Raw genomic sequence first — 21,791 nt, 5'->3', positions numbered from 1 at the left:
GTAATAAATGAAAAGGAGTTGTATGATATTTCCCATTAACAAATAAAAATAAAATGAATAACCAATTATACGAAAATGAAAAAGTTGAATTATTTCAACAAGATAATGAAAATGAAATTAAGTTGACGAACGACGAAATCAACGAAAAGTATAAAAAAGGCGAAGTAAGGATTATTACTGAACAAGCTCGTTATCCACTAAATACAATTGTCACTATGGTAAATAGCGATGATTATATTCTTAATCCAGAATTTCAAAGACGACATAGATGGGATGCTACAAGAAAATCAAAATTAATTGAATCATTTATTATGAATGTTCCTATTCCCCCAATTTTTCTATATGAAAGTGAATATTCAGTTTATGAAGTAATGGACGGACTTCAAAGATTAACTGCAATTTCGCAATTCTATGAAGATAGATTTGCTTTACAAGATTTAGCAGAATGGAAGGAATTAAATGGTTTAAAATACTCTGAATTACCAGATCAAATAAGAAAAGGTATTGATAGAAGATATATTTCTTCAATAATTTTATTACAAGAAACCGCTAAATCGGAAACAGAAGCTAATAGATTAAAGCAATTGGTTTTTGAAAGAATAAATAGTGGTGGTGAAAAATTAAAAGCTCAAGAAATTAGAAATGCTTTATTTCCTGGTGGTCTTAACAATTTAACAATAGTTCTATCACGAAACAAATATTTTTGCAGACTATGGGATATTCCAGAACCTGATGAAACAGAATTAACAACAGGTCAACCTCGCCAACAAGTAATTGAAGATAAGTATTTTAAAGATATGTCTGATGCAGAACTTGTACTGAGATTTTTTGCCTATAGACAAATTGATCAATGGCAAGGAAATACAATGGAGTTCTTTTTAGATGAATTTCTTAAAAAGGGTAATGAACAATTTAATGATGACGTTTTAGATAACTTGAAAAAAACATTTAATGAAACTGTAGAATTTGCCTACAATTTATTTGAAGAGAAAGCTTTTTGGCTTCATAGAAATAGAGAAGAAAAATGGTTTCACTATGAAAGACCTACAAAAATTTTGTACGACCCACTTATGCAAGTTTTAGCAAACAACCTTGATAGTAAGGAAAAAATATTGACTAAAAAGCAAGAAATTATATCTGGTTTAGAAAATTTTCACAAAACGGAATACGATGCATTCAAAGGACGTGATACTAATAAAACAAAAGTCATAGATAGAATTGAAATACTCAATGAATATATAAACTCCTTCATCAATGAATAAAATATTAAGTGAATTTCAAATAGAAATGGATTTGCTTAAGTATTACATAGATTTTCAAAATAGAAGTTATAAAAATCAATCAAAAATTGAAAAACATAACCCAGACACTGTTCTGAAAACTTTGACAATTTCAAAAATTAAGCAGTTTGATTTTAGCTCTCATATTATTTCTATATATGGAGCATATGAACATTTTATTGAGCAATTAATATCTAAATATTTAGAAAACATTTGCGCAATAACAACAACCTATAATTCTTTGCCTGAAGAAATACAGAAAAACAATTTAAATAAAACATTAGAAATATTAAAACAACTAGATTATAGAAAGAATAAAAATTTAAGACCAGAGAAATTAGTTGAAATCTTACACAATAACATAAACGAAAACTCTCCTGTCCTTAATATTGAAGCCTTTCTAAATCATAGTGCTAATTTTAGGATATCAGTAATTGACAACTATTTTACAGAAATTGGAATTAAAAACTTTTCAAGTTTAGTCAGACAATATGAACCCTTAAAATCTTATTTAGAAAATAATGTTTCAGATTTTTCATCAAAAAAGAATACCATTGTATTTCAAATTGTTGAACATATTTGTGATTTAAGAAATGATATAGCACATGGCGTAATTAATGTTCAGCTGATAAATAAGACTATACTATTTGACTATATTGATTTTATGAAAATCTTTTCTAAATCGTTATTTGAATTAATAAATTGTAGTTATTTGTCTAAAATTTACGAGCTTAACAATAACGATATTGAGGTTATTAGTATTTTTAATAAAGAGATCTTATGTTTTAATACAAAAGGAAGAATAATAGACAAAAAAACTAAAATATTAGTTAAATCTGACAATCACTTTCCAAGCATATTTTACACTAATATTTTGAATATTCAACATAACAAAACCAGCATATTAAATACAATCGAAAATGAAAATGTTGATATTGGTATTAAAGTAGACAAAAAAATTAAAGATACAATGAAGTTCAAAGTATGCTAATATTATAAAACACATGCATAAGAAAACATTAATCGTAGCCAGCGGAAAGGAAAATATTTAAATTCACGTACTCAATGAAAAGAGCAGTTTTCAACTGGAGTGGCGGAAAAGATTCTGCTTTAGCACTTCAGAAAGTTCTGGAAGAAAAAGAATTTGAAGTCATTGCATTACTGACAACTATGAATGAAGAAACTCAAAAATCTTCGATGCATTCTATTCCTTTGGAAATATTAGAAAGACAGGCCGAAAGTATTGGCATCCCTTTGTACGCGGTCACATCTTCTACAATGTTGAAAAATTACGAGGAGAAAATGGCAGAAGCAGTCACTCATTTTAAAGAACAAGGCGTGAAGCATTTTATTTTTGGTGATATCTTTTTATCAGACGTCAAAGCATATCGGGAAAGCAAACTTCAGCCTTTAAGAATTGAAGTTGTAGAACCACTTTGGGAAAAAACATCGCAGGAAGTAATCGACGATTTTTTAGGATCCGGAATTCAATCAAAAATCATTGTTACTCAAGCCGATCTATTAGATGAAACATTTATTGGAAAAGATTTAGACCAAAATTTAATCAACTCATTTCCGAAGAATATCGATGTTTGCGGAGAAAATGGGGAGTATCACACATTATCTTATGCCGGCGGCTTATTTAAGAAGGAAGTTAAGTTTTCAATTTCGGAAACGACTAAAACTTCATTTGATTTTACGTTAGATACAGGAGAAAAAAAGACTTTTGAATATTGGCAGGCTGTACTGACAGTTTAACATCATGTGAGAAACTCGGTCGACGACTCCTTTAGTTATACAAATATTTTCGAAATTAAGATCTTAACTACTAGAATACATCTGCCTATTTTGAGTATTAGCGGCATTTAAGGTTATTTTTTGCTTACGACCTTTCCGTTTTAAAGCTGCATCTATATTTTAGTGTAAATAGTATGGTTTAAAACCAGAATCGATGATTAATCTGGTAATAATCCAATTAAACTGCCTTTATATTGCCAAAATGTTTAATTTTAATAGAAATTAAAACAATGAAACACGCAGTTCTCCTTTTTGTAACGCTTTTTACCATGGTCTCCTGTACAAGACCTGCGACTCCCGACAAAAAATTTGTGGAAATCACGGGAGTCGACTTTTCCTTAAAGCCCGGTGATAATTTTTATAAATATGCAAATGGCAAATGGTACGATTCCGTAACGATACCGGCTTCTCAGGCAGGAGTTGGCGCCTATATGTTTATGAATTATCCACAACGCATGCGGTTACAAGGAATATTAGACAGCGTTTCACGCGGGCAACATCAGGAAGGAAGCATCGAACAAAAAGTAGGAGACTTTTACGCTGCCGGAATGGATACTGCAACCATTAATAAGCGCGGTTTCGAACCTATTAAACCTACGCTTTCAACTATTGAAGCCATTCGTGATGTACCATCTTTGATGGATTTTGTGGCCAATCAAATGAAAGTTGATAATGGTTTTATAATGGCATTTGGAGTCGGTCCCGACGATAAAAACAGCAATATGAATATTGCACATGCTTCTCAAACAGGTCTCGGTTTACCCGACCGCGATTATTATTTTAAAACAGATGAATCAACGGTTGCTATTCAGAATGCCTATAAAAAATATCTTTCCACCTTGTTTCAGCTTACTGGTAGCAATCAGGTAGAAGCTAAAAAAGATGCGGATATTGTGTACGATATTGATAAACAACTTGCAGCTTCTCACCGCACAAGAGTAGAGCGCCGTGATGTGATTGCAAATTACAATATGATGGCTGTAAAAGATCTTGATAAAACACAACCCAACATCGGCTGGGCGCGTTTTCTTGAAAATTTAGGCGCTGAAACCGATTCTATTGATATTGGTCAACCGGCCTATTATGTAAAATTAAACGACCTCTTAAAGTCTATTCCTATCAACCACTGGAAATTATATTTACGGGCAAATGCCATTGCAGGATATTCTGCTAATTTAAGTCAACCTTTTGTAGATGCGGCTTTTGACTTTAGTAAAGTATTATCTGGTCAGGCGGTTCAAAAATCTCGTGGCGAAATCATGGCAAGCGCTGTTGATAATTACCTGGGCGAAGCTTTAGGACAATTGTATGTGAAGAAATATTTTCCGGAATCTGCCAAAAAAAGAATGTTAGATCTTGTTAATAATGTTCAAAAGGCTTATGCGGTAAGAATTGATAATCTGGACTGGATGAGCGCCAGCACCAAACAGAAGGCAAAAGAAAAACTCTTCGCGATGACTAAAAAAATTGGTTATCCCGATAAATGGAAAGATTACAGTAATGTGCGTATCGGCAGAGATTCTTATTTTGAAAATTTAGTTTCAGCGTCTGCAGCTGGTTACCAACGTGAACTTGCAAAATTGGGTAAACCGGTCGACCATTCCGAGTGGTTCACAACCCCCTCAACCGTTACTGCCTACAACAATCCGTCGGCAAATGAGATTGTATTTCCAGCCGGAATACTGCAATCGCCCTATTTTGATAACGATGCAGATGACGCCCTAAATTATGGCGGAATCGGAATGGTAATCGGACATGAAATAACCCATACATTTGATGACCAAGGTGCCCAATATGATAAAGATGGCAATGTTAAAAACTGGTGGACAAAAGACGATTATGCCCAGTTTAAATCAAGAATTCAGCAAGTAATAGATCAATACAGCACATTTACCGTGCTGGATGGTTTACATGTTAAAGGTGATATGACGGTGGGCGAAAATACAGCAGATATCGCAGGAATTGCTGTTGCTTACGACGCTTTTAAAATGACAAAGGAAGGACAGGATTCTACGAAAGTGGGCAATTTTACGCCAGATCAACGCTTTTTCCTTTCTATTGCCAGAATTTGGAAAGTGAAGATGAAAGATGAATTTCTTCGGTTGTGGATCAATAATAATCCGCATTCTCCACCGATCTGGCGGGTGAATGGCCCACTCATGAACACCACTCCTTTTTATAAAGCGTTTGATGTAAAAGCTGAGGACAAAATGTATTTGCCAAAAGAGAAGCGAATAACGATCTGGTAAAAGAAATTGTTAGTGCACTTAAAACAAACAAGTTACAGTATAAAAGACGGTGAGCTATTATTTAGCTCACGATCTTTTTTATAATCTTATCATTCCATTTTGCGACTTTCCGTACCCATTAATTTATCCCAAAATGTAAAATACAGGCCGTAATTGGTATTGAATTCTTTGTGATGATAATGGTGGTGGGTAGCGTCAATCCATAATTTCCCAAAACTACTTTTTCTAAAATACGCAGGATAAATTTCAATATCTAGGTGATTGACTAAACTGCTAAACGTCATAAACAATAGATAGAAAAGTAGAACATAAATATTTACCGGCAAAACCAATAAGATTAGAGGAAGAATTAGTGCTTCAATAACACTTTCCCACGGATGAAAAGAAAAAGCAGTCCAGGGCGTGCTGCTCAGACTGTTATGATGAATTTTGTGCACAACTTTGTAAATTTTCGGGATGTGCATGGCGCGATGAAGCCAATAATAGTAGGTTTCGTGAATTAATAAAACGATTACCAAACTGAATGGTAAATACCAATAGCCATATTTTGAGGGATCTAAATAAACAGCCGTCATATCGTTTAGCCAAAGCCAATATGTTATGGCGCCAAAAAAAGCAAAAATAGCTGAAGAAATAATGCTCCAATAAATTTCTTTTTTTACCTGCTCTTTTTTAAGTGGGCGTTGACTTAATATTTTCTTTGAAGTTTTGTTATTCTTCACTCGTAGATAATAGGCATAAAACATTCCTGCAGTCGCAAAATAACGAATGAGTAGAATTGCAAAAAATATTAAGATATAACCAATGATTTCTCCCATTATGATCGTGATCAACTTTATTTTAGTAATTTCAAAGTTAGGAAAAGATTCGAAATATTGGTTTAGTAAAGACCATTAAATAAAATTCCAAGATATTCTTAGGGAGATTTGAACATTATATTAAAATACAACTCACCTTTTACACGCAAAAAAAAATCCTCTATTTTTACATTATTGCTATCTTTATCGCGAATTAATTAAGCAAGACTTTGTTTATCTTGTTGAATTCACCCAATTATAATTTATGCTATTTGTATTTTACTTTTTATCCGCGATATCTATTACGGCAAGTATTCTCCCTTTCATCCGGAATCAGCACTGGATCTTTCGGGTCTGGGAGTTTGGTCGGGTTCAGATAGTCGTCCTTCAAGTTGCCACCCTCCTTTTAGGATTTCTTTTCTTACAGGATATAAGCGTTATTTTTTGGAGTGTTTTAGTGGTTCATCTAGGTCTTATCATCAATCACGTCATCATTTTAATTCCTTATACGACACTATACAAACGAAATACGGCCCGAAACAATACGATAGATTCTAATCCTATTTCTATTATTTCCGTTAATGTTTATCAGTTTAATGAGCATTACGAGAAACTGATTAATCTAGTGGAAGAAGTGCAGCCAGATATTTTACTAACGATGGAATCGGATCAAAATTGGGAAAATGCCTTGACACAAATCGAAGACGATTATCCAAATTTTAAAAAAGTCCCCTTAGAAAATACGTACGGAATTCACTTTTATACCAAACTAAAAGTTGATTATATAAAAGTGAATTACCTCATCGCAGATGATTTACCAAGTATTGAAGCGTCTCTCTTTAGTGAAAACGGCATGAAATTCACTTTTTTTGGCGTTCATCCGCCGCCGCCAAGTCCGACAGAAGAAGATACTGCCAAGGAAAGAGATGGCGAGCTACTGGCGGTTGGTAAAAAAGTGAAAGAAATACAGGGACCAGTTATCGTAGTTGGAGATTTTAACAATGTAGCCTGGGCGCGGTCTTCTATCCTTTTTAGAAAAACCTCAGAGTTGATAGACCCTAGAATCGGACGGGGATTTGTCTCTACCTACCACGCAAAATATAAATTATTGAGGTTCCCAATCGATCTTTTTTTCCACTCTACAGATATTTTTATTGAAGACTTTAAAACTTTACGAAATATAGGAAGTGATCATTTACCACTGTTCTGCAGTTTCTTTATCAATACCAAAAATGAAGTTCAGAAGGAGGATGTAGAAACGCTGGAAGAAGAAGAAGAAGAAACAGTTGAAGAAATTATAGAAAACGGAATCGAAGAAGAAAGCGACAGGCCTGCTGTTGCCAAAGAATATTAGTCCGAGAATAACCCGCTATACAGAAACAGCTTTAAAGCATCGGCGAAATCAAGCGCACGATTTTTTCGATCAATTGAATATGTTTTGGGCGCTGCAACCAGGCATTAATTTCAATTTGTTTGGCATCTTTCAAATCCTCCTCAAAATGAGTCGCTAATTCTGCTGCCAATTCTTGATCGTAAACAACTGCATTCACTTCAAAATTAAGATCGAAGCTTCGGTAATCCAGATTTGCCGTTCCCACCATCGCAAGCTCACGGTCAATCACCAAAGTTTTGGCGTGAACAAAACCCTTTTGATAGAGATAGATTTTAACTCCTGCTTTTAAAAGGTCGGTGTAATAAGATTTAGCCGCAGCATTCACCAAGTAAGAATCGGAAATTCCCGGCACTAAAAGTTTTACTTCCACACCAGAAAGTCCGGCCATCTTCATGACGTCGATAATTGTTTCGCCGGGAATAAAATAAGGCGTTGTCAACAGAACCTCAGTTTTTGCAGATTGAATAGCTTTTATAACTGCGTAATAAATGGAAGGCCGATCGGAATCTGGACCACTGGAAACAATCTGTACCGTTTTATGTTGATCCGCTAATTTTTGCTCTTGTTTCGGAAAATAGAAGTCATTTAATGTTAGTTTTTCATTGGAACAATAATTCCAGTCGCCGATGAAAATATGCTGCAAAATAGCTGTTGCGTCACCTTCAATTTTAAGATGCGTATCCCGCCAAAAAAGTTCGTTTTTTCCTTTACCGTTGATGTATTTATCCGAAACATTAATTCCGCCTACAAATGAAACCCGTCCATCAATTACAATTATTTTACGGTGATCTCTATAGTTAAGGCGGTTCGCGAGTTTTATTAAAATAATTTTATAAAAAGGGAAAGCTTTCACGCCATTTTCCTGAAGTCTTTTTACCAAAGTTTTTCGAATGGATGAACTTCCAAAATCATCATAAATAAAACGAACTTCAACGCCTTCTTTTGCTTTAGCAATTAATATTTCTTCGATCGCGCGACCAATTTCATCATCTTCATAAATATAATATTCAATATGAATATGATGTTGTGCTTTTTTCAACTCTTCTAGAACAACTGGAAATTTTTCTTCACCATTGATGAGCAACTGGGTGTGATTGTTCATCGTTAAAGGACTTCGATCCGTTTGATAAATCATATTCGAGAGACCCGGAAACTTTAAACTTTCCTTGGAATTTCGCAGATTTTCCCGATTGTAATCCTCTAATTTTTGCAGAACCTTTTTTTGCTGTTCTTGATCCTGGATAATTTTTTTACTGTACAGTTTATTTTTCCGATAATTGATGCCAAAAGAAAAATAAATCAAAACACCGATTAATGGTAAAAAAATAACCATTAAAATATAAGCTAAAGTTTTGGTCACACTTTGGGTGTCGTAAACAACGCGGAGCAAAACGCCGACAATAAAAATAACGTAAAGAACCTCTAGAATTAAAATCCAGTTCATAATGTTGTTTTTATTTACAAAGCCAGTCTTTAAAATCCTTTAGACGATCGCGACTTACCGTTATTTCCTCCTCAGGTTGCGCACTCAGTTCCACTTTATAAAAAGGCGAAGTATGAATATTTTTAATATAATCTGAGTTCACAATAAACTGCCTGTTCACCCGGAAAAACTTCTGTTCTTCCAAAACTTCCTGTAATTCATCTAAAGTAAAATCGGTCGGATAAGTTCGCTCTGATGTTTGCAGATACACTATTTTATTTTCACTAAAAAAGCAGGTAACTTCTGCGGTTTGAATAATTTTCAGATTATATCCTATTTTAACCAAAATACGGGAAAGCTTTTGCTTATCTTCTTTAATTAATGATTTAATTTCCTGCGTATTATACTGAATATCCGAAGGCAGAAAACTTTTAAACTTTTCAATTGCGCGCGCGAGATCCTCAGACATAATTGGTTTTAAAAGATAGTCGATAGAATTCAGCTTAAAAGCTTTTAATGTATATTGATCGAAAGCCGTGGTGTAAATGATAAAACTCTTCACCGAAATTTTATCGAAAATATCAAAAGATAGTCCGTCTCCCAAAACAATATCTGAAAAGATTAAGTCAGGCGCCCCATTATTCTCAAACCACTGCATGCCTTCTTCCACGGAATGTATTGTTCCAACAAGTTCTAAATCAGTGAACTCGCTCAAAAGCCTTTCTAATTTTCGGGCCGCTGGTTTTTCATCTTCAATGATGACGGTTTTAATACTTCTCACAGTTTATCATTTATGAAATAAAACTACTTATTTTTATTCATTAATTCGCGTATTTTCTCTTCTTCCCAGTTTTTACCTAAAATAAAATTTGGCAGAAAAACACTTAAACCATGACCAAGAAGCCCAACTCCCCAGAAAATCGGCGTCCAATACAAATCAATATTGTCTAAGCTTCTTTTACCGTAATCAACATTGATCAGTATAAGACCAATATTTACAACAACGTAAATAAATGCATGAATATAAAATCCTTTGATTCTTTTTACCCGTTTTTTAGCCTCTAAATATCTGATATCAGTATCGTTAAAATTTTCCATGATCTTATTTATTGAGTTCTTTATCTAGCATCCTTCTTTCCCAACTTGTATTAAAAAAGAATAGTTTTAGTGCTTTTACCGCCAAAATAATTCTCCAAATCCAAAAAACTCCGGACCATTTATCAAAACTTAAAATGGTTATTTCTCCTGTTAAGTAAAATTGTCGGAAATTATATACTGCAAACACGATGGTGAAAATTGCCAGGTTTGCGTAGAATTTTTTAAGCTGATTTACGCGCTCTTTGGCGATCGAATAATCAATTTCTGTCTTTGTTAAGTTTTCCATGATATTTATTTTTCTTTATTTAAAATTTTCTGAATTTGCTTTTCTTCCCAATTGTTGCTGATACCAAATACCTGTAAAGCATTAAGCCCCACACCGATTCCCCAACCCAAAGCGGGCCACCAAAACCAGTAATATTCTGGTGCAGTACGCAGGTTGATGAAGATAAGGAAAGGAATGACCACACAGTATGCGATAAGATTGCTGTAAAAGCCCTTCAAGTCTTTCACTCTTTTAGAGGCTCGCGCATAAGATTGCGCTTGATCGGAAATTGTATTCATGGTTTTAATTTTTTGAATTAGCATTGGTATTTTTACCTTAAAGAAAAGAGGTGATTTTTCAATAAAAACATTTTGTTTGGTTAATAAAGCATAGCGCTGAACAATATTTGAAAGACCAATACCAGCGCTTTCTTTGACTTGTTCTCTTTGTTGCAAATTGTTCTCTACAATAAGATGATTGTCTTGAACATAAATTTCTATATGTAAAGGTTTTCCCGACGTCGCAAAATTATGTTTAATGCAATTCTCCAATAATAATTGTAAGGAAAGCGGCACCACGAAAAATTTCAATTCAGCAGCATTTACATTAAAATCGAAACTCACGCTGTCTTCAAAACGGGTTTTTAGCAAATCACAATAAATTCTTGCAAACTCTATTTCTTCTTCTACGGTGACCAGTTCTTTATCTTTCTGTTCTAAAACATACCGGTAGATCTTAGACATCGACGACGTGAAGCGTTGTGCCTGCTCCGGATTTTCATCAATTAAAGAACTAAGGACGTTTAAGGAATTGAATAAAAAATGAGGATCTAATTGATTTTTTAAACTTTCAAACTGCGCATTGGCAGACTTCGCAATTAGTTTTTGCTGAACGACTTCCTGTCGGGTTGAACTTTTCCATTCTTCAACAAAACCTTTTGCATGCAAAAAGGCGGAGATTAGTAATGCGACATTAATGGTGATCCAATTCGAAAATCCCATCTCACCCGAGAAAAAATTAGCAACATCTTGTTTCTGGAAAATAATAAAATTAATATAGTTGCAGAAAAGAACCAGAATTACATTAACAATCAGCGTAGATATAATCCCGAAAATTGTACGTTTTTTAGTCTCTTCCACCCAAGAATATCTTTGGTTTAGATAGTTGTTGACAACTCCATTTCCAACCGCAATTGTAAAAGTATATAACCCCGAAATAAAAATATTAATAAAGTAATTTTTCAAGGATTTTTCTGGTGTGAAAAATACAAAGATGAGCGTTCCTATAAAAAAGGTAATCCATCCGATGGTCAGTAAACTTTTTCTTTGCATGATTTAATTGTTGGATCAAATGTATAACTGATTAAAGGTAAATAAAAAATTTAGTGACTGAATGGTAAAAATTAAATGCTGAATCGTAGAAACAAAAAAACCACCGGTATTCGGTGGTTATTGTAATGATTTTTTCGTTTTTATTTCATTTCGGAAATAACATGGATCGCTTCCTGAAGATAAAGATCACGTTGTAAATTTTTCGTCCACAATTGTGTTTTCTTGGTAAATGCTTCATCTTTTTTCTCGCGCAGTGCTTCATCAGGATTCAGTGAAAATTTCAATCCGTTATTGAATTTTTCTAAACCTTTAAACTTCTTGATTTGGGCTTTTCTTTTCTGCATTACTTCATTAAATTTTTCTCGATTTAATGAAATGGTTTCTTCCTTATCTAAATTTTCTTTCCACTGTGCAGATTCTTGTACAAGCTGATAGGTTTTATTATTGGCAAGTCGCGCTTCCACTCCTTTTTGCAAAGCCAATATTGAAAAATAGTTCACAGGTTGATATTGTACGGATGGAATTTTGTCCCATGCTAAGGCATAATCATCATATCGCTCTCCAATTTCAGAATAGGTATAAAAATCTTTCATTTTTATATCAGACTCAATTCCTTTACGCTGTGTTGATTCACCACTAATTCGGTAGAATTTCTGAATCGTTAATTTTAAAGACCCGAAATCATCGGTGGAATTTAAAAACCTGTTTAAATCAACGAAAGTCTGCACCGTTCCTTTTCCAAAAGATTGAGGCGAGCCGATAACGACACCTCTGCCGTAATCTTGAATGGCACCAGCCAAAATCTCTGAAGCCGAAGCTGAAAGTTCATTTTGCATGATTACCAGCGGACCTGTCCAAAGCGGCGTATTTGATTTATTACGAAGCGTTTGAATTTTTCCGTTTCCATCTTTCACCTGAACATAAGGACCTTCATTCATAAATAATCCCATGATATCGCCAACTTCAGTTAAACTTCCGCCACCATTATTTCGCAAATCAAGAACAATTCCTTGAACATTTTGGGCTTTAAGTTTGATCAGTTCATTTTTAATATCGTCAGACGCATTTCGTCCTTTTGCATCTTCAAAATCTGCATTAAAGCTTGGCAAACTGATGAAACCATATTTTTTGCCATCGGTAGAATTTACAATAATGCTCCGTGCAAACGTATCTTCAATCGCCACTTCTTCCCGAATCATGGTGACTTCCCGAATCGTTTTATCTTTTTTCTCTACGGTTAAAGTTACTTTAGTTCCTTTCTCCCCCCGGATCAATCGTACTGCCTCGTCGGAAAGCATTCCCACTACGTTTACAGCATCTTCACCCGGTTTAGATCTTACTTTTAAAATTTTGTCACCTTCAGTAAGTTGTTTAGATTTCCAAGCTGGTGCTCCGATTGTTAGTGGACCTAAGAATAAAAACCCTCTTTTCTCCTGAATAATTGCACCGATTCCAATCACTTTTCCTTTAAACTGGGTATCGAAATCTTCTTTATTTTTCGGAGAATAATAATTTGTATGCGGATCGAAAACTTCGGTGTACGAATTCATATACACCGTAAACCAATCCATTTTGTTTCTTTTCTTGAACCTTCGGAAGGTATCGGTGACCAAATCCTTTACTTCTTGAGTTGCTTTCACTCTCTTTTCATCCGGCGTTAAAATTTCAAGTTTAATGGTATCCTTCAAATTGAATTTTTGTACTGAATCTTTCTTCTCTTTCTGCATTTCTTCTTTTGCAGTTAAAGATTCCATTTCCTGTAGGATATTGTACTTAATATATTTTCTCCATTCCGAAGCCAACTCCGTTTGATTTGCGGGACTTGTTTTCACTTTCGGTTCCAAAATCAAGGTTTCATCTTCATTAAGATTAACCGGTTTGCTCAGAATGTCCTGTGTGATTTTATCAATCTCGTCAACCCTTTGATATAAACGGTCTATAGTCAATTTGTAAAACTTCAGATCTCCCTGATTAAGATAATCATCAAGTTTGGTTTTATGCTGCGCAAATTCAGCCATATCTGACTGTAAAAAATATCTCTTGGAAGCGTCGACCATTTCAAAGTAATGCTTGTAAACTTCCTGCGAATAGGCGTCGTTAATAGGTTTAGGGGAATAATGAAGATAACTCAGTGTATTTTTTACACTGATCATGATCGTCGACATTTTTTCATCGTCATTCTTCGGAGTGTTAAAACAAAACACCAAACTCGTCAATGGTATAAAAAGAAGTAAAGTATTGAGGCTAAATTTTTTAAACATATAATTAGTAGTAATAGATAATTTGTTGATATTTTCCCAGTTTTGTTACAGGGTTTTACAAGTAAACAAAATTAATACCTTATTTACATCTAGGCCCTATTTTTTAATTAAATTTGTAGAAACCTAAAATTTACATGCAAAAGCCCTTGATATTAGTGACCAATGATGATGGAATAACCGCACCGGGAATTCGAAATCTAGTGAACTTTATGAATGAAATAGGAGAAGTCGTTGTAGTCGCTCCAAACTCACCGCAATCCGGTAAAGGTCACGCAATTACAATTGATTCGACCTTAACTTTTGAAGAAATTAATTTAGAAGGACCACAAAAGGATTATTCATTAAGTGGAACGCCCGTTGACTGTGTGAAATTTGCATTGAACAAAATTTTAACCAGAAAACCTGACTTGGTGGTTTCTGGAATTAATCATGGTGCCAATTCATCGATTAATGTGATTTACTCTGGTACGATGAGTGCCGCGGTAGAAGCAGGTGTAGAAGGATTGCAAGCCATCGGTTTTTCTTTGCTTGATTTTTCCTGGGATGCCGATTTCTCTCAAGCGAAAGAATACATTCAGGATATTGTAAGAAAAGTTTTAGAAAATCCTTTACCGCCAGGCATCGTTTTAAATGTAAATATTCCCAAACTTCCGAAAGAGGAAATAAAAGGGATAAAGGTCTGTCGCCAGGCAAAAGCCAAATGGGAAGAGAACTTTGATGAGAGAATCAACCCACATGGTAAAAAATATTACTGGTTAACCGGTTATTTTAACAATATGGATTCTGGTGACGATGCTGATGAAACTGCGTTGGAAGCTGGATTTATTTCTATCGTTCCTGTAAAATTTGACTTGACCGCGCACGAGCATTTACAACAGTTGAGAGAAATTTTGGAATAGTTTGGAAAATTAAATTCACATTTTTATTCATAACCTTAATATTAAGGTTAAGATATTTGAGAATCGAAGATGGCTTTATTTTAAGAATTCTTCAGTTTGTAAAGTTACCATGTCAACACAGTTAGTTTCATTTTTTGGAGCGAACACCGACAATTCTGTGCAGGCAATTACCACCAGATTTTTTTCGGAATATTTTTGTATTAAATTTTGAAAGTCTAAAATTTCTGCCGGAGAAGCTTTTTCTTCGTAGACCAATTTTCTGAAATTGTCTATCAGCTGCTGATCTTCATAATCCGGCACTTTAAGAACAATATTACTTTCCGAAAAATACTTTTTCAAATAACTAGAATTCATCGTGTACGCAGTTCCGAAAATAAAAACTTCAGAAATTTGTTCTTTCTTTAAATAATCAATAGTCAATTGAATCGGATGACAAATTTCAATAGTGAATTCAATCTGATCCAGCGTTTCATGTAGCGTTATGTTTGGCACCAACAGTTTAGAAATTCCCAACTTTGAAAGTTGGGCAATATAGTGTTCAATTTTAGGAATCAGCACTGAAAACTGATTGGGCAAGAACGAGTTTATTTCCTGAAAATCAATTTGATACATTAGAAATGGCAAGGTAGAGTATTCTTCGCCTTGCTCCTTATATCTCGACTGAACTTCAGACAGATAATACAAAGTGGACGCTTTACCTAATCCTAAAATTCCTTTTTCAGGTAAATCTGCTTTCATTTTTTAGTAAGAATATAATCTGCAAAATACTTTTTGGAATCTAAAAATTTATGGGTGATTTCAAAGTTCGTCCCCTCAATTAAATCTTGTAAAACTTGATCATCATATTTTCGAGAAATTTCTGTATGGATCAGCTCATCATCCGCGAAATCAAAATAGCGATCTAACTCTTTAATATAGACGGTTTGCTTTTTCGTACTTTTTAAAAAGCTTTTTGCAATTCCTTCCACTTCGGTATATTCGGGAGCATGTTGAAAATTTTCGAGATTAAAATCTGCACCCAATTCATAATTAATTCTTTTCAATAAATTAAGATTAAAATCTCTCGTGATTCCTGCAGCGTCATTATAGGCTGGAAGTACAATATCTTGTGATTTAATTAAGTCTAGACCTAAAAGTAATTTTTCATTAGTCTTTAAATGCTGAGAAATTTTCTGTAGAAATTCAGAGGCAACTTCATCTTCCATATTGCCAAGATTCGACCCAATAAATATAATAATCTTAGTTTTATCCGAGAGAAAAAGATCATCTAAAACCTGAAAGTAATCACCTTGTTGCGCAGAAATCTCTAAATCAGGAAACTGAGCTTCCATCCGATTAGTGATTACCTCTAAGCTGTTTAGGGAAATATCAACCGGAATAAATTTAAAGTTAAAGTTTTTATCGAGCAGCGATTTTAATAAATGTTCTGTCTTTTTGCCATCTCCAGCTCCCAATTCAATCAGCTCAAATTCCTCGTTTTCATCAATTTCAAATGATTTGATAAAATCGTCGCTCTGATTGCTAAAAATTTCGAGTTCTGAATTGGTCAGATAATATTCCGGCATTTCCATAATCTGCTGAAAAAGTTCGTCTCCAGCTTTATTGTAAAAATAATGGGAAGAAATATATTTCGGATTTTGACTGAGGCCGTCATTTACATCCTTTAAAAAAGTGGCGTTTTTCGTCATTTTGCTAATCTTATTCCGGTAATTTGCCACCTGTATTTCGGGTGAAAAAAGTTTCTGTATGTTTTTCTTTCGTGACCTTCTGCGGTCGCAGATGATGATCCTCTTAAAACCATTTGGCTCACCATAAATTTACCATTGTACTCGCCAACTGCTCCTTCGGCAATAGAAAAATTAGGATAAGGAAGATATGCGGAATAGGTCCATTCCCATCTTTGTCCCCAATTTAATTGATCTGCTGCAACTTCCCATTCAAATTCTGTGGGCAATCTCAGACCTTTCCACATGGCAAAAGCTTGCGCTTCGTAAAATGAAATATGCGTTAGAATATGGTCAGGTTCAATGATTTTCAAGCCTTCTAAAGTAAAGGAATGCCATTTCCCTTCTATCTTTTTCCAGTAAAGAGGGCATTTTATTTGGTTTTCAGTAACCCAACTCCAACCCTCATCTAACCAATATTTAAAATTTTCGTATCCACCACTTTCCATAAATTCCAAATAATCACCATTGGTTACCAACGATTTTGAAATATCAAAAGCATGCAGGAAAACTTTATGACGTCCTTTTTCATTATCAAAATGAAAACCTTCTCCCTCAAAACCTATATCGTAAAAGCCTTCCGGTACATTTAACCAACCTTGGTCAATATTTGAATGCGCAGTTAGATTGAAATTCTCTTTATAAACGGGGTAAATTGGATTGTAAGAAAGTGTATGCTTTAAATCGGTAATTAAAAGTTCCTGATGCTGTTGCTCATGATTAATCCCTAAAATTATGAGTTTCTCGATTTCATCATCGTCTGTATTTTGAAGCAATTTTTCGACGTGCTCGTCGACATATTTACGGTATTCGTAAACTTCGGCAACAGTTGGTCTGGTAATAGTTCCGCGCTCAGTTCTAATTGCGCGATCACCCAAAGTTTGGTAGTAACTGTTGAAAAGAAAGGAAAAGTGCGGATTATAAACTTTATAGTTTTCCAGATATTTTTTTAGAACCATTTCCTCAAAAAACCAGGTCGAATGACTGAGGTGCCACTTCGGCGGACTTGCAAAATCCACAGGTTGCGGAATATAATCCTCTATATGAAGAGGCTCGCAAAGCGCAACCGTTGCGGCACGTGTTTTCTGAAATTGTTTGAGTAAAGAATTCATAATCAACATTTATTAGAAGTCGCAAGGAATGCAAAAAATATTCCGAGATATGCAATTTACCAACTAAATGTAACAAATTAGTACGAAATTTTACTATTTATGATAATGTAAATTAAAAATTGAAAAGAAAAAATAAATTAAATTTTAGCCCCGATCGTAGCGATATCCTATTTTTTTTCTGAAAAAATAGATAAAGCGGAGAGCGGGTTGGGTTTTGAAAAGAAGCATAAGTGTTGACGCTCCTCCAAGTAAATTAAATTTTAAGTCAGCATTCCGCCATCCACGTTCAGCACCTGCCCTGTGATGTACGCCGACCTGTCGCTGGCGAGAAAAACACATGCATTCGCCACATCTTCGGGCTGACCACCGCGTTTCAAAGGAATCGCTTCTCTCCAACCCTGAACGGTTTTTTCGTCTAGTGCTGCAGTCATTTCGGTTTCAATAAATCCTGGAGCAATCGCATTACAACGTATGTTTCGAGAACCCAGCTCTAACGCAATTGATTTTGAAAAACCAATAACTCCCGCTTTTGACGCGGCATAATTTGCCTGGCCCGCGTTTCCTTTAATACCAACAACCGAAGTCATGTTGATAATCGAGCCAGATCTTGCCTTCATCATGGGTTTAATAACTGCTTTTGTCAAATTGAAAACTGAATCTAAATTTACTTTGATAATCGTATCCCAATCATCTTTAGACATTCTAAGCATTAAATTATCTCTCGTGATTCCGGCATTATTAATCAGAATATCGATTTTCCCGAAATCTGCCATCACATCTGCCGCCAATTTCTGAGCCGCATCATAATCAGAAGCATCTGACTGATAAGATTTTACCGTCGTAATTTTGCCCAATTCTGCTTCCAAAGCTTTTGCCTTATCCACAGAACCCGCGTAAGTAAATGCGACGTGCGCACCTTCTTTTGCAAAAACTTCAGCAATTCCTTTTCCAATTCCGCGGGTTGCGCCGGTGATGAGGGCAACTTTTCCTTCTAATAATCCCATATTATACTCGTTTATTTTTCTAGGTTTTTGTACTTGTTTTTAGACGAAGGTTTCTCTTCTTCATCTTCTTTGCTTTCAACATTATTAATGATTAAAACGATTTCTCCTTTTAAAGTTTTGCTTTGAGAAAAAGCAATTAAATCATTAATTGTTCCGCGTTTGGTTTCTTCGAATTTCTTTGAAATTTCGCGGCTTAAACTCACTTTGGTTTCCTCACCGAAGACCTCTTTTATTTGTTCTAAAGTGGTGTTAATCTTGTGCGGACTTTCGTAAAGAATAATCGTTTTTTTTTCTTCTGCCAATTGTTTCAATTTGGTTTGGCGACCTTTTTTCTGAGGTAAAAATCCCGCAAATAAAAACTCATTATTCGGCAAACCGGAAACCACCAAAGCTGGGACAAAGGCCGTTGCACCGGGCAAACATTGCATTTCTAAATTCGAGTCGGAAATTGCTTTTGCCAAAAGGTAACCAGGATCTGATATTCCTGGTGTTCCGGCGTCCGTAATTATGGCGATATTCTGACCGTTTTTTAGGTCTTCTATAATTTTCTGCGTCGAATGATGTTCATTGTGTAAATGATAGGATTTCAAAGGTTTACCTATTTCGTAATGCTTTAAAAGAACTCCAGAAGTTCGTGTGTCTTCACATAAAATATAATCAACTTCTTTCAGAATTCTTACCGCTCTGAAAGTCATATCTTCTAAATTCCCAATTGGTGTGGGAACAAAATACATTATTCCACTCATCTACAAATTTTCATAAAGATTTTTGCAAAACGTTTCTAAACTCGGATCTCTCGCACCCATTAACAGCAAAACAGTTCCGTCCGTTAATTCTGGTCTTAATTTTTCTAATAAGTAATTCCTGTCTTCGACAAAATAGGCTTTTTTCCCTTTTGCTGTAATGCCTTCAATTAAATCGTTCGCTGAAATATCTTTCACAGCAGTTCCGCCAGCGTAGAAAATTTCGCTCATCCAGATTTCATCTTGTGATCTTAATGAATCGGCGATTTCCTGAATAAAGTCGTCTTTCAAAAACCTCGTTGGTTTATAGCCATGTGGTTGAAACCAGGCAATTACTTTTTCTGCCAAGGGTTTACAGGCTTTAATCGAAGCTGCACATTTTGCTGGATTGTGAGCATAATCATCAATAACCCAAACGCCATTTTTTCGTCCGAGAATTTGATGACGCCGATAAATTCCTTCATAAGTTTCCAAGCTGTCGGCACAGGTTTTTAAATCAATTCCGATCTGATTCGCAACCGCAATTGCAGCAGTTGCATTTTCGACGGAATGTTGACCCAGAGAATTCATCTGGAATTTTTGAGCACGGACTTCGAAGGTCAGTGATAAACCATCTTGCTCAAAATTTTCCGCGGAATAGCCTGCATTTTCATCCTCAAATCCAAAATCATTCTCTGAATTTGTTGACAAAGGTTTCGCTAATGCATTCGACTGATTCACAACGAATAAGCTGTTTGTGTTATTTTTAAAAATAGTAAATAATTCAATCAATTCCTCTATTTCCTGATGGTCTTTGTCAATGTTTAAAAGCAAGCCGACTTCAGGTTGATATTGGATCACTGAACGGTCACTTTCATCAGCTTCAATGATAAGCCATTCTCCCTTCCCTACTGCAGCATTTCCAATTTTACCTTCTTTAATAATGCTTGTTAAACCCGCACCAGAAATAATGCTCGGTTCTAGATTGGCATCTAATAAGATTTGATATAACATCGCGGAAGTTGTAGATTTTCCGGAAGTTCCGGCAACCGCAATCGTTTTTTTACTTTTAGCGATGATGGATAAAAGTTCACTTCTTTTAATAATTTGAATTCCAAGTTCTTTGGCTTTTTGAACTTCAAAAATGGTATCTTCAATAGCCGTTGAAACAACTATTAAATCGGTCTTTTCGGAAATTCCACTTCCATCCTGCAGAAAACAGGTAATTCCTTCGGCTTCTAACTGTTCTTTGGTTTTATTGTATTCTCCCGGATGAAAATAGCGGTCACTGCCACCAACTTCTTTTCCTATTCCTTTTAAATATTGAGCAATAGCGCTCATTCCGACTCCTGCCACGCCGATAAAAAAGACGTTTTGGAAATCTGCTATATTTTTAATCATTGATAAGTCTTACATGAATTTATTTTCTACCAAACTCCAAAGTCGTTGTGCATACTCGTCTGCTTTTACCCAATTCCTCTCGTGATAAAGTTCGCTTAAATAATTTTTGGCATCCTCCAAGTTTGTGAAACTGTTAAGTTTTGTGATGGCTGCAGTTAACTCGTCAGCATTCCCGTTGAAGAGGCTTTTGGTAAATGCAACTTTATCATTTAAATCAAGACGGAATTCTGGTTTGCGCCTTTCAGCTTCCATGAAATCTGTCTGAATATTGGTTTTTAAAATACTTCCCTGGTCTGGCTGAACTTCTTCTTGTTCCAGAGGATCATTATCAAAAATTTGCTTTACAACGTTTAAGCCTTTGATATTGGCTAACTTGAATTTTTTTTCCGCTTGTTGAAGTGGAGTATCGTGCACTGGAGGTAGTTCCTCTGCTTGTTCTACCTTTTGTGGCTCATGTTTACTAATTTCCACAATCTGACGTCTTCTGACTTCGGATTCTTCCAGTTCTTTTTCTTTTTGCGCAATAATATCTGAGTGCTCGGAAACTTCTAAAATATGTTGTTCCTCATTAAAAGCCCGCGCCTCTTCAATATTGATATTATATTCGTTTTGCTCTCTGATGGAACGAGGATTGGGTACACTTTCAGGACTTTCGACAGTTTCATCTAGTTCGTCGGAATGAATATCATTGAGTTCATTGGTAAAAAGTACTTCCTCTTCAATGACATCTTCCGGGAAAGGCGCATCATCAAAATTTTCTATCTGATGAGTTGCGTGAACTTCAGCTAGATTGGAAAGTTCTTCAACTTCAGTTTTTCGGTTGTAAATCTGTTCAAAACTTTCTTCATTTTTTTCGAGTATTCTTAGAAAAGCAATCCTGTCGGTTACTTCACTGAACAAATCTTGCTTTGCCAACAACTCATCTACTGAACTGATTTTGCCGAGCGTTTCTAAAATAGTTCTGGTTTCAAAAAAAATTTTATCCTGTATATCTTGAAGATTTTGCATATCAATTTCTTATTAAATTTCCGTAAT

Annotated in this window: 20 protein-coding genes; 6 read left to right on the top strand and 14 right to left on the bottom strand. The window is 35.0% G+C overall.

The genetic code is table 11. From position 1 onward, the window contains the following. Positions 1-53 precede the first annotated feature (53 nt). From LC814_RS09015 to LC814_RS09000, 4 genes are all read left to right on the top strand, one after another. Positions 54-1,262 carry a DUF262 domain-containing protein gene (locus LC814_RS09015; RefSeq protein ID WP_226063605.1) on the top strand — a complete coding sequence of 403 codons (1,209 nt, stop codon included), beginning with the start codon at positions 54-56 and terminating at the stop codon, positions 1,260-1,262. Further along, positions 1,255-2,271: an MAE_28990/MAE_18760 family HEPN-like nuclease gene (locus LC814_RS09010; RefSeq protein ID WP_226063604.1), complete on the top strand. Its 1,017-nt coding sequence runs from the start codon at positions 1,255-1,257 to the stop codon at positions 2,269-2,271. The genes LC814_RS09015 and LC814_RS09010 overlap by 8 nt, the downstream gene beginning before the upstream one ends. Positions 2,272-2,345: 74 nt before the next feature. Next, positions 2,346-3,038 carry a Dph6-related ATP pyrophosphatase gene (locus LC814_RS09005; RefSeq protein ID WP_226063603.1) on the top strand — a complete coding sequence of 231 codons (693 nt, stop codon included), beginning with the start codon at positions 2,346-2,348 and terminating at the stop codon, positions 3,036-3,038. Between the two features lie 269 nt (positions 3,039-3,307). Then, entirely contained in the window at positions 3,308-5,326 is a 2,019-nt protein-coding gene (locus tag LC814_RS09000; RefSeq protein ID WP_226063602.1) for a M13 family metallopeptidase, read from the top strand. A gap of 89 nt (positions 5,327-5,415) precedes the next feature. Here LC814_RS09000 and LC814_RS08995 read toward each other — a convergent pair whose 3' ends face one another. Beyond that, positions 5,416-6,159 (bottom strand): sterol desaturase family protein, encoded by a 744-nt coding sequence (locus LC814_RS08995; protein ID WP_226063601.1) that lies wholly within the window; start codon positions 6,157-6,159, stop codon positions 5,416-5,418. 229 nt (positions 6,160-6,388) lie between these two features. Between LC814_RS08995 and LC814_RS08990 the strand changes: the two genes are divergently transcribed. After that, entirely contained in the window at positions 6,389-7,477 is a 1,089-nt protein-coding gene (locus LC814_RS08990) for an endonuclease/exonuclease/phosphatase family protein (RefSeq protein ID WP_226063600.1), read from the top strand. Positions 7,478-7,508: 31 nt separating this feature from the next. On the opposite strand, the gene cls is transcribed toward LC814_RS08990, so the two are convergent. The 6 genes from cls to LC814_RS08960 all read right to left on the bottom strand — a co-directional run bounded on the left by cls (position 7,509) and on the right by LC814_RS08960 (position 13,894). Continuing rightward, complete coding sequence (cls, locus tag LC814_RS08985) at positions 7,509-8,960, bottom strand: cardiolipin synthase (RefSeq protein WP_226063599.1); 1,452 nt, start codon at positions 8,958-8,960, stop codon at positions 7,509-7,511. Between the two features lie 10 nt (positions 8,961-8,970). Next, complete coding sequence (locus tag LC814_RS08980) at positions 8,971-9,711, bottom strand: LytR/AlgR family response regulator transcription factor (RefSeq protein WP_226065802.1); 741 nt, start codon at positions 9,709-9,711, stop codon at positions 8,971-8,973. Positions 9,712-9,743: 32 nt separating this feature from the next. After that, the gene (locus tag LC814_RS08975) at positions 9,744-10,037 is read right to left on the bottom strand and encodes a 2TM domain-containing protein (protein WP_226063598.1); all 294 of its coding nucleotides are present in this window, start codon (positions 10,035-10,037) and stop codon (positions 9,744-9,746) included. A gap of 4 nt (positions 10,038-10,041) precedes the next feature. Then, on the bottom strand, positions 10,042-10,323 hold the full coding sequence (locus tag LC814_RS08970; protein ID WP_226063597.1) for a 2TM domain-containing protein: 282 nt from the start codon (positions 10,321-10,323) through the stop codon (positions 10,042-10,044). 5 nt (positions 10,324-10,328) lie between these two features. Next, entirely contained in the window at positions 10,329-11,633 is a 1,305-nt protein-coding gene (locus tag LC814_RS08965; protein ID WP_226063596.1) for a 2TM domain-containing protein, read from the bottom strand. A gap of 140 nt (positions 11,634-11,773) precedes the next feature. Next, positions 11,774-13,894, bottom strand: coding sequence for a carboxy terminal-processing peptidase (locus LC814_RS08960; protein ID WP_226063595.1), 2,121 nt, complete (start codon positions 13,892-13,894; stop codon positions 11,774-11,776). A 134-nt stretch (positions 13,895-14,028) separates the two neighbouring features. Here LC814_RS08960 and surE point away from each other — a divergent pair, with 134 nt between their 5' ends. After that, on the top strand, positions 14,029-14,793 hold the full coding sequence (gene surE, locus LC814_RS08955) for a 5'/3'-nucleotidase SurE (protein ID WP_226063594.1): 765 nt from the start codon (positions 14,029-14,031) through the stop codon (positions 14,791-14,793). A gap of 75 nt (positions 14,794-14,868) precedes the next feature. Here the strand turns inward: surE and LC814_RS08950 are convergent, their stop codons facing one another. The 7 genes from LC814_RS08950 to LC814_RS08920 form a co-directional block, all read right to left on the bottom strand. Then, the gene (locus LC814_RS08950) at positions 14,869-15,531 is read right to left on the bottom strand and encodes an aspartate/glutamate racemase family protein (protein WP_226063593.1); all 663 of its coding nucleotides are present in this window, start codon (positions 15,529-15,531) and stop codon (positions 14,869-14,871) included. Beyond that, positions 15,528-16,481: an L-histidine N(alpha)-methyltransferase gene (locus tag LC814_RS08945; RefSeq protein WP_226063592.1), complete on the bottom strand. Its 954-nt coding sequence runs from the start codon at positions 16,479-16,481 to the stop codon at positions 15,528-15,530. The genes LC814_RS08950 and LC814_RS08945 overlap by 4 nt, the downstream gene beginning before the upstream one ends. Further along, positions 16,478-17,629 carry an ergothioneine biosynthesis protein EgtB gene (egtB, locus tag LC814_RS08940; RefSeq protein WP_226063591.1) on the bottom strand — a complete coding sequence of 384 codons (1,152 nt, stop codon included), beginning with the start codon at positions 17,627-17,629 and terminating at the stop codon, positions 16,478-16,480. Before egtB ends, LC814_RS08945 begins: the two co-directional genes overlap by 4 nt. A 260-nt stretch (positions 17,630-17,889) precedes the next feature. Next, positions 17,890-18,633, bottom strand: a complete 744-nt coding sequence (gene fabG / locus LC814_RS08935) for a 3-oxoacyl-[acyl-carrier-protein] reductase (RefSeq protein WP_226063590.1) — start codon at positions 18,631-18,633, stop codon at positions 17,890-17,892. A gap of 11 nt (positions 18,634-18,644) precedes the next feature. Next, positions 18,645-19,379 carry a 16S rRNA (cytidine(1402)-2'-O)-methyltransferase gene (gene rsmI, locus LC814_RS08930; RefSeq protein WP_226063589.1) on the bottom strand — a complete coding sequence of 245 codons (735 nt, stop codon included), beginning with the start codon at positions 19,377-19,379 and terminating at the stop codon, positions 18,645-18,647. Further along, positions 19,380-20,756, bottom strand: coding sequence for a UDP-N-acetylmuramate--L-alanine ligase (locus LC814_RS08925; protein WP_226063588.1), 1,377 nt, complete (start codon positions 20,754-20,756; stop codon positions 19,380-19,382). Between the two features lie 9 nt (positions 20,757-20,765). After that, a complete protein-coding gene (locus tag LC814_RS08920) occupies positions 20,766-21,764 on the bottom strand; it encodes a DUF8457 domain-containing protein (RefSeq protein ID WP_226063587.1) in 999 nt (332 codons plus the stop codon). Between the last annotated feature and the right edge of the window lie 27 nt (positions 21,765-21,791).

It is taken from the genome of Kaistella polysaccharea (assembly GCF_020410745.1).
Classification (GTDB): Bacteria; Bacteroidota; Bacteroidia; order Flavobacteriales; family Weeksellaceae; genus Kaistella; species Kaistella polysaccharea.
Note: the sequence above shows the minus strand (reverse complement) of the source record. Positions and strands in the feature narration are given on the sequence as shown.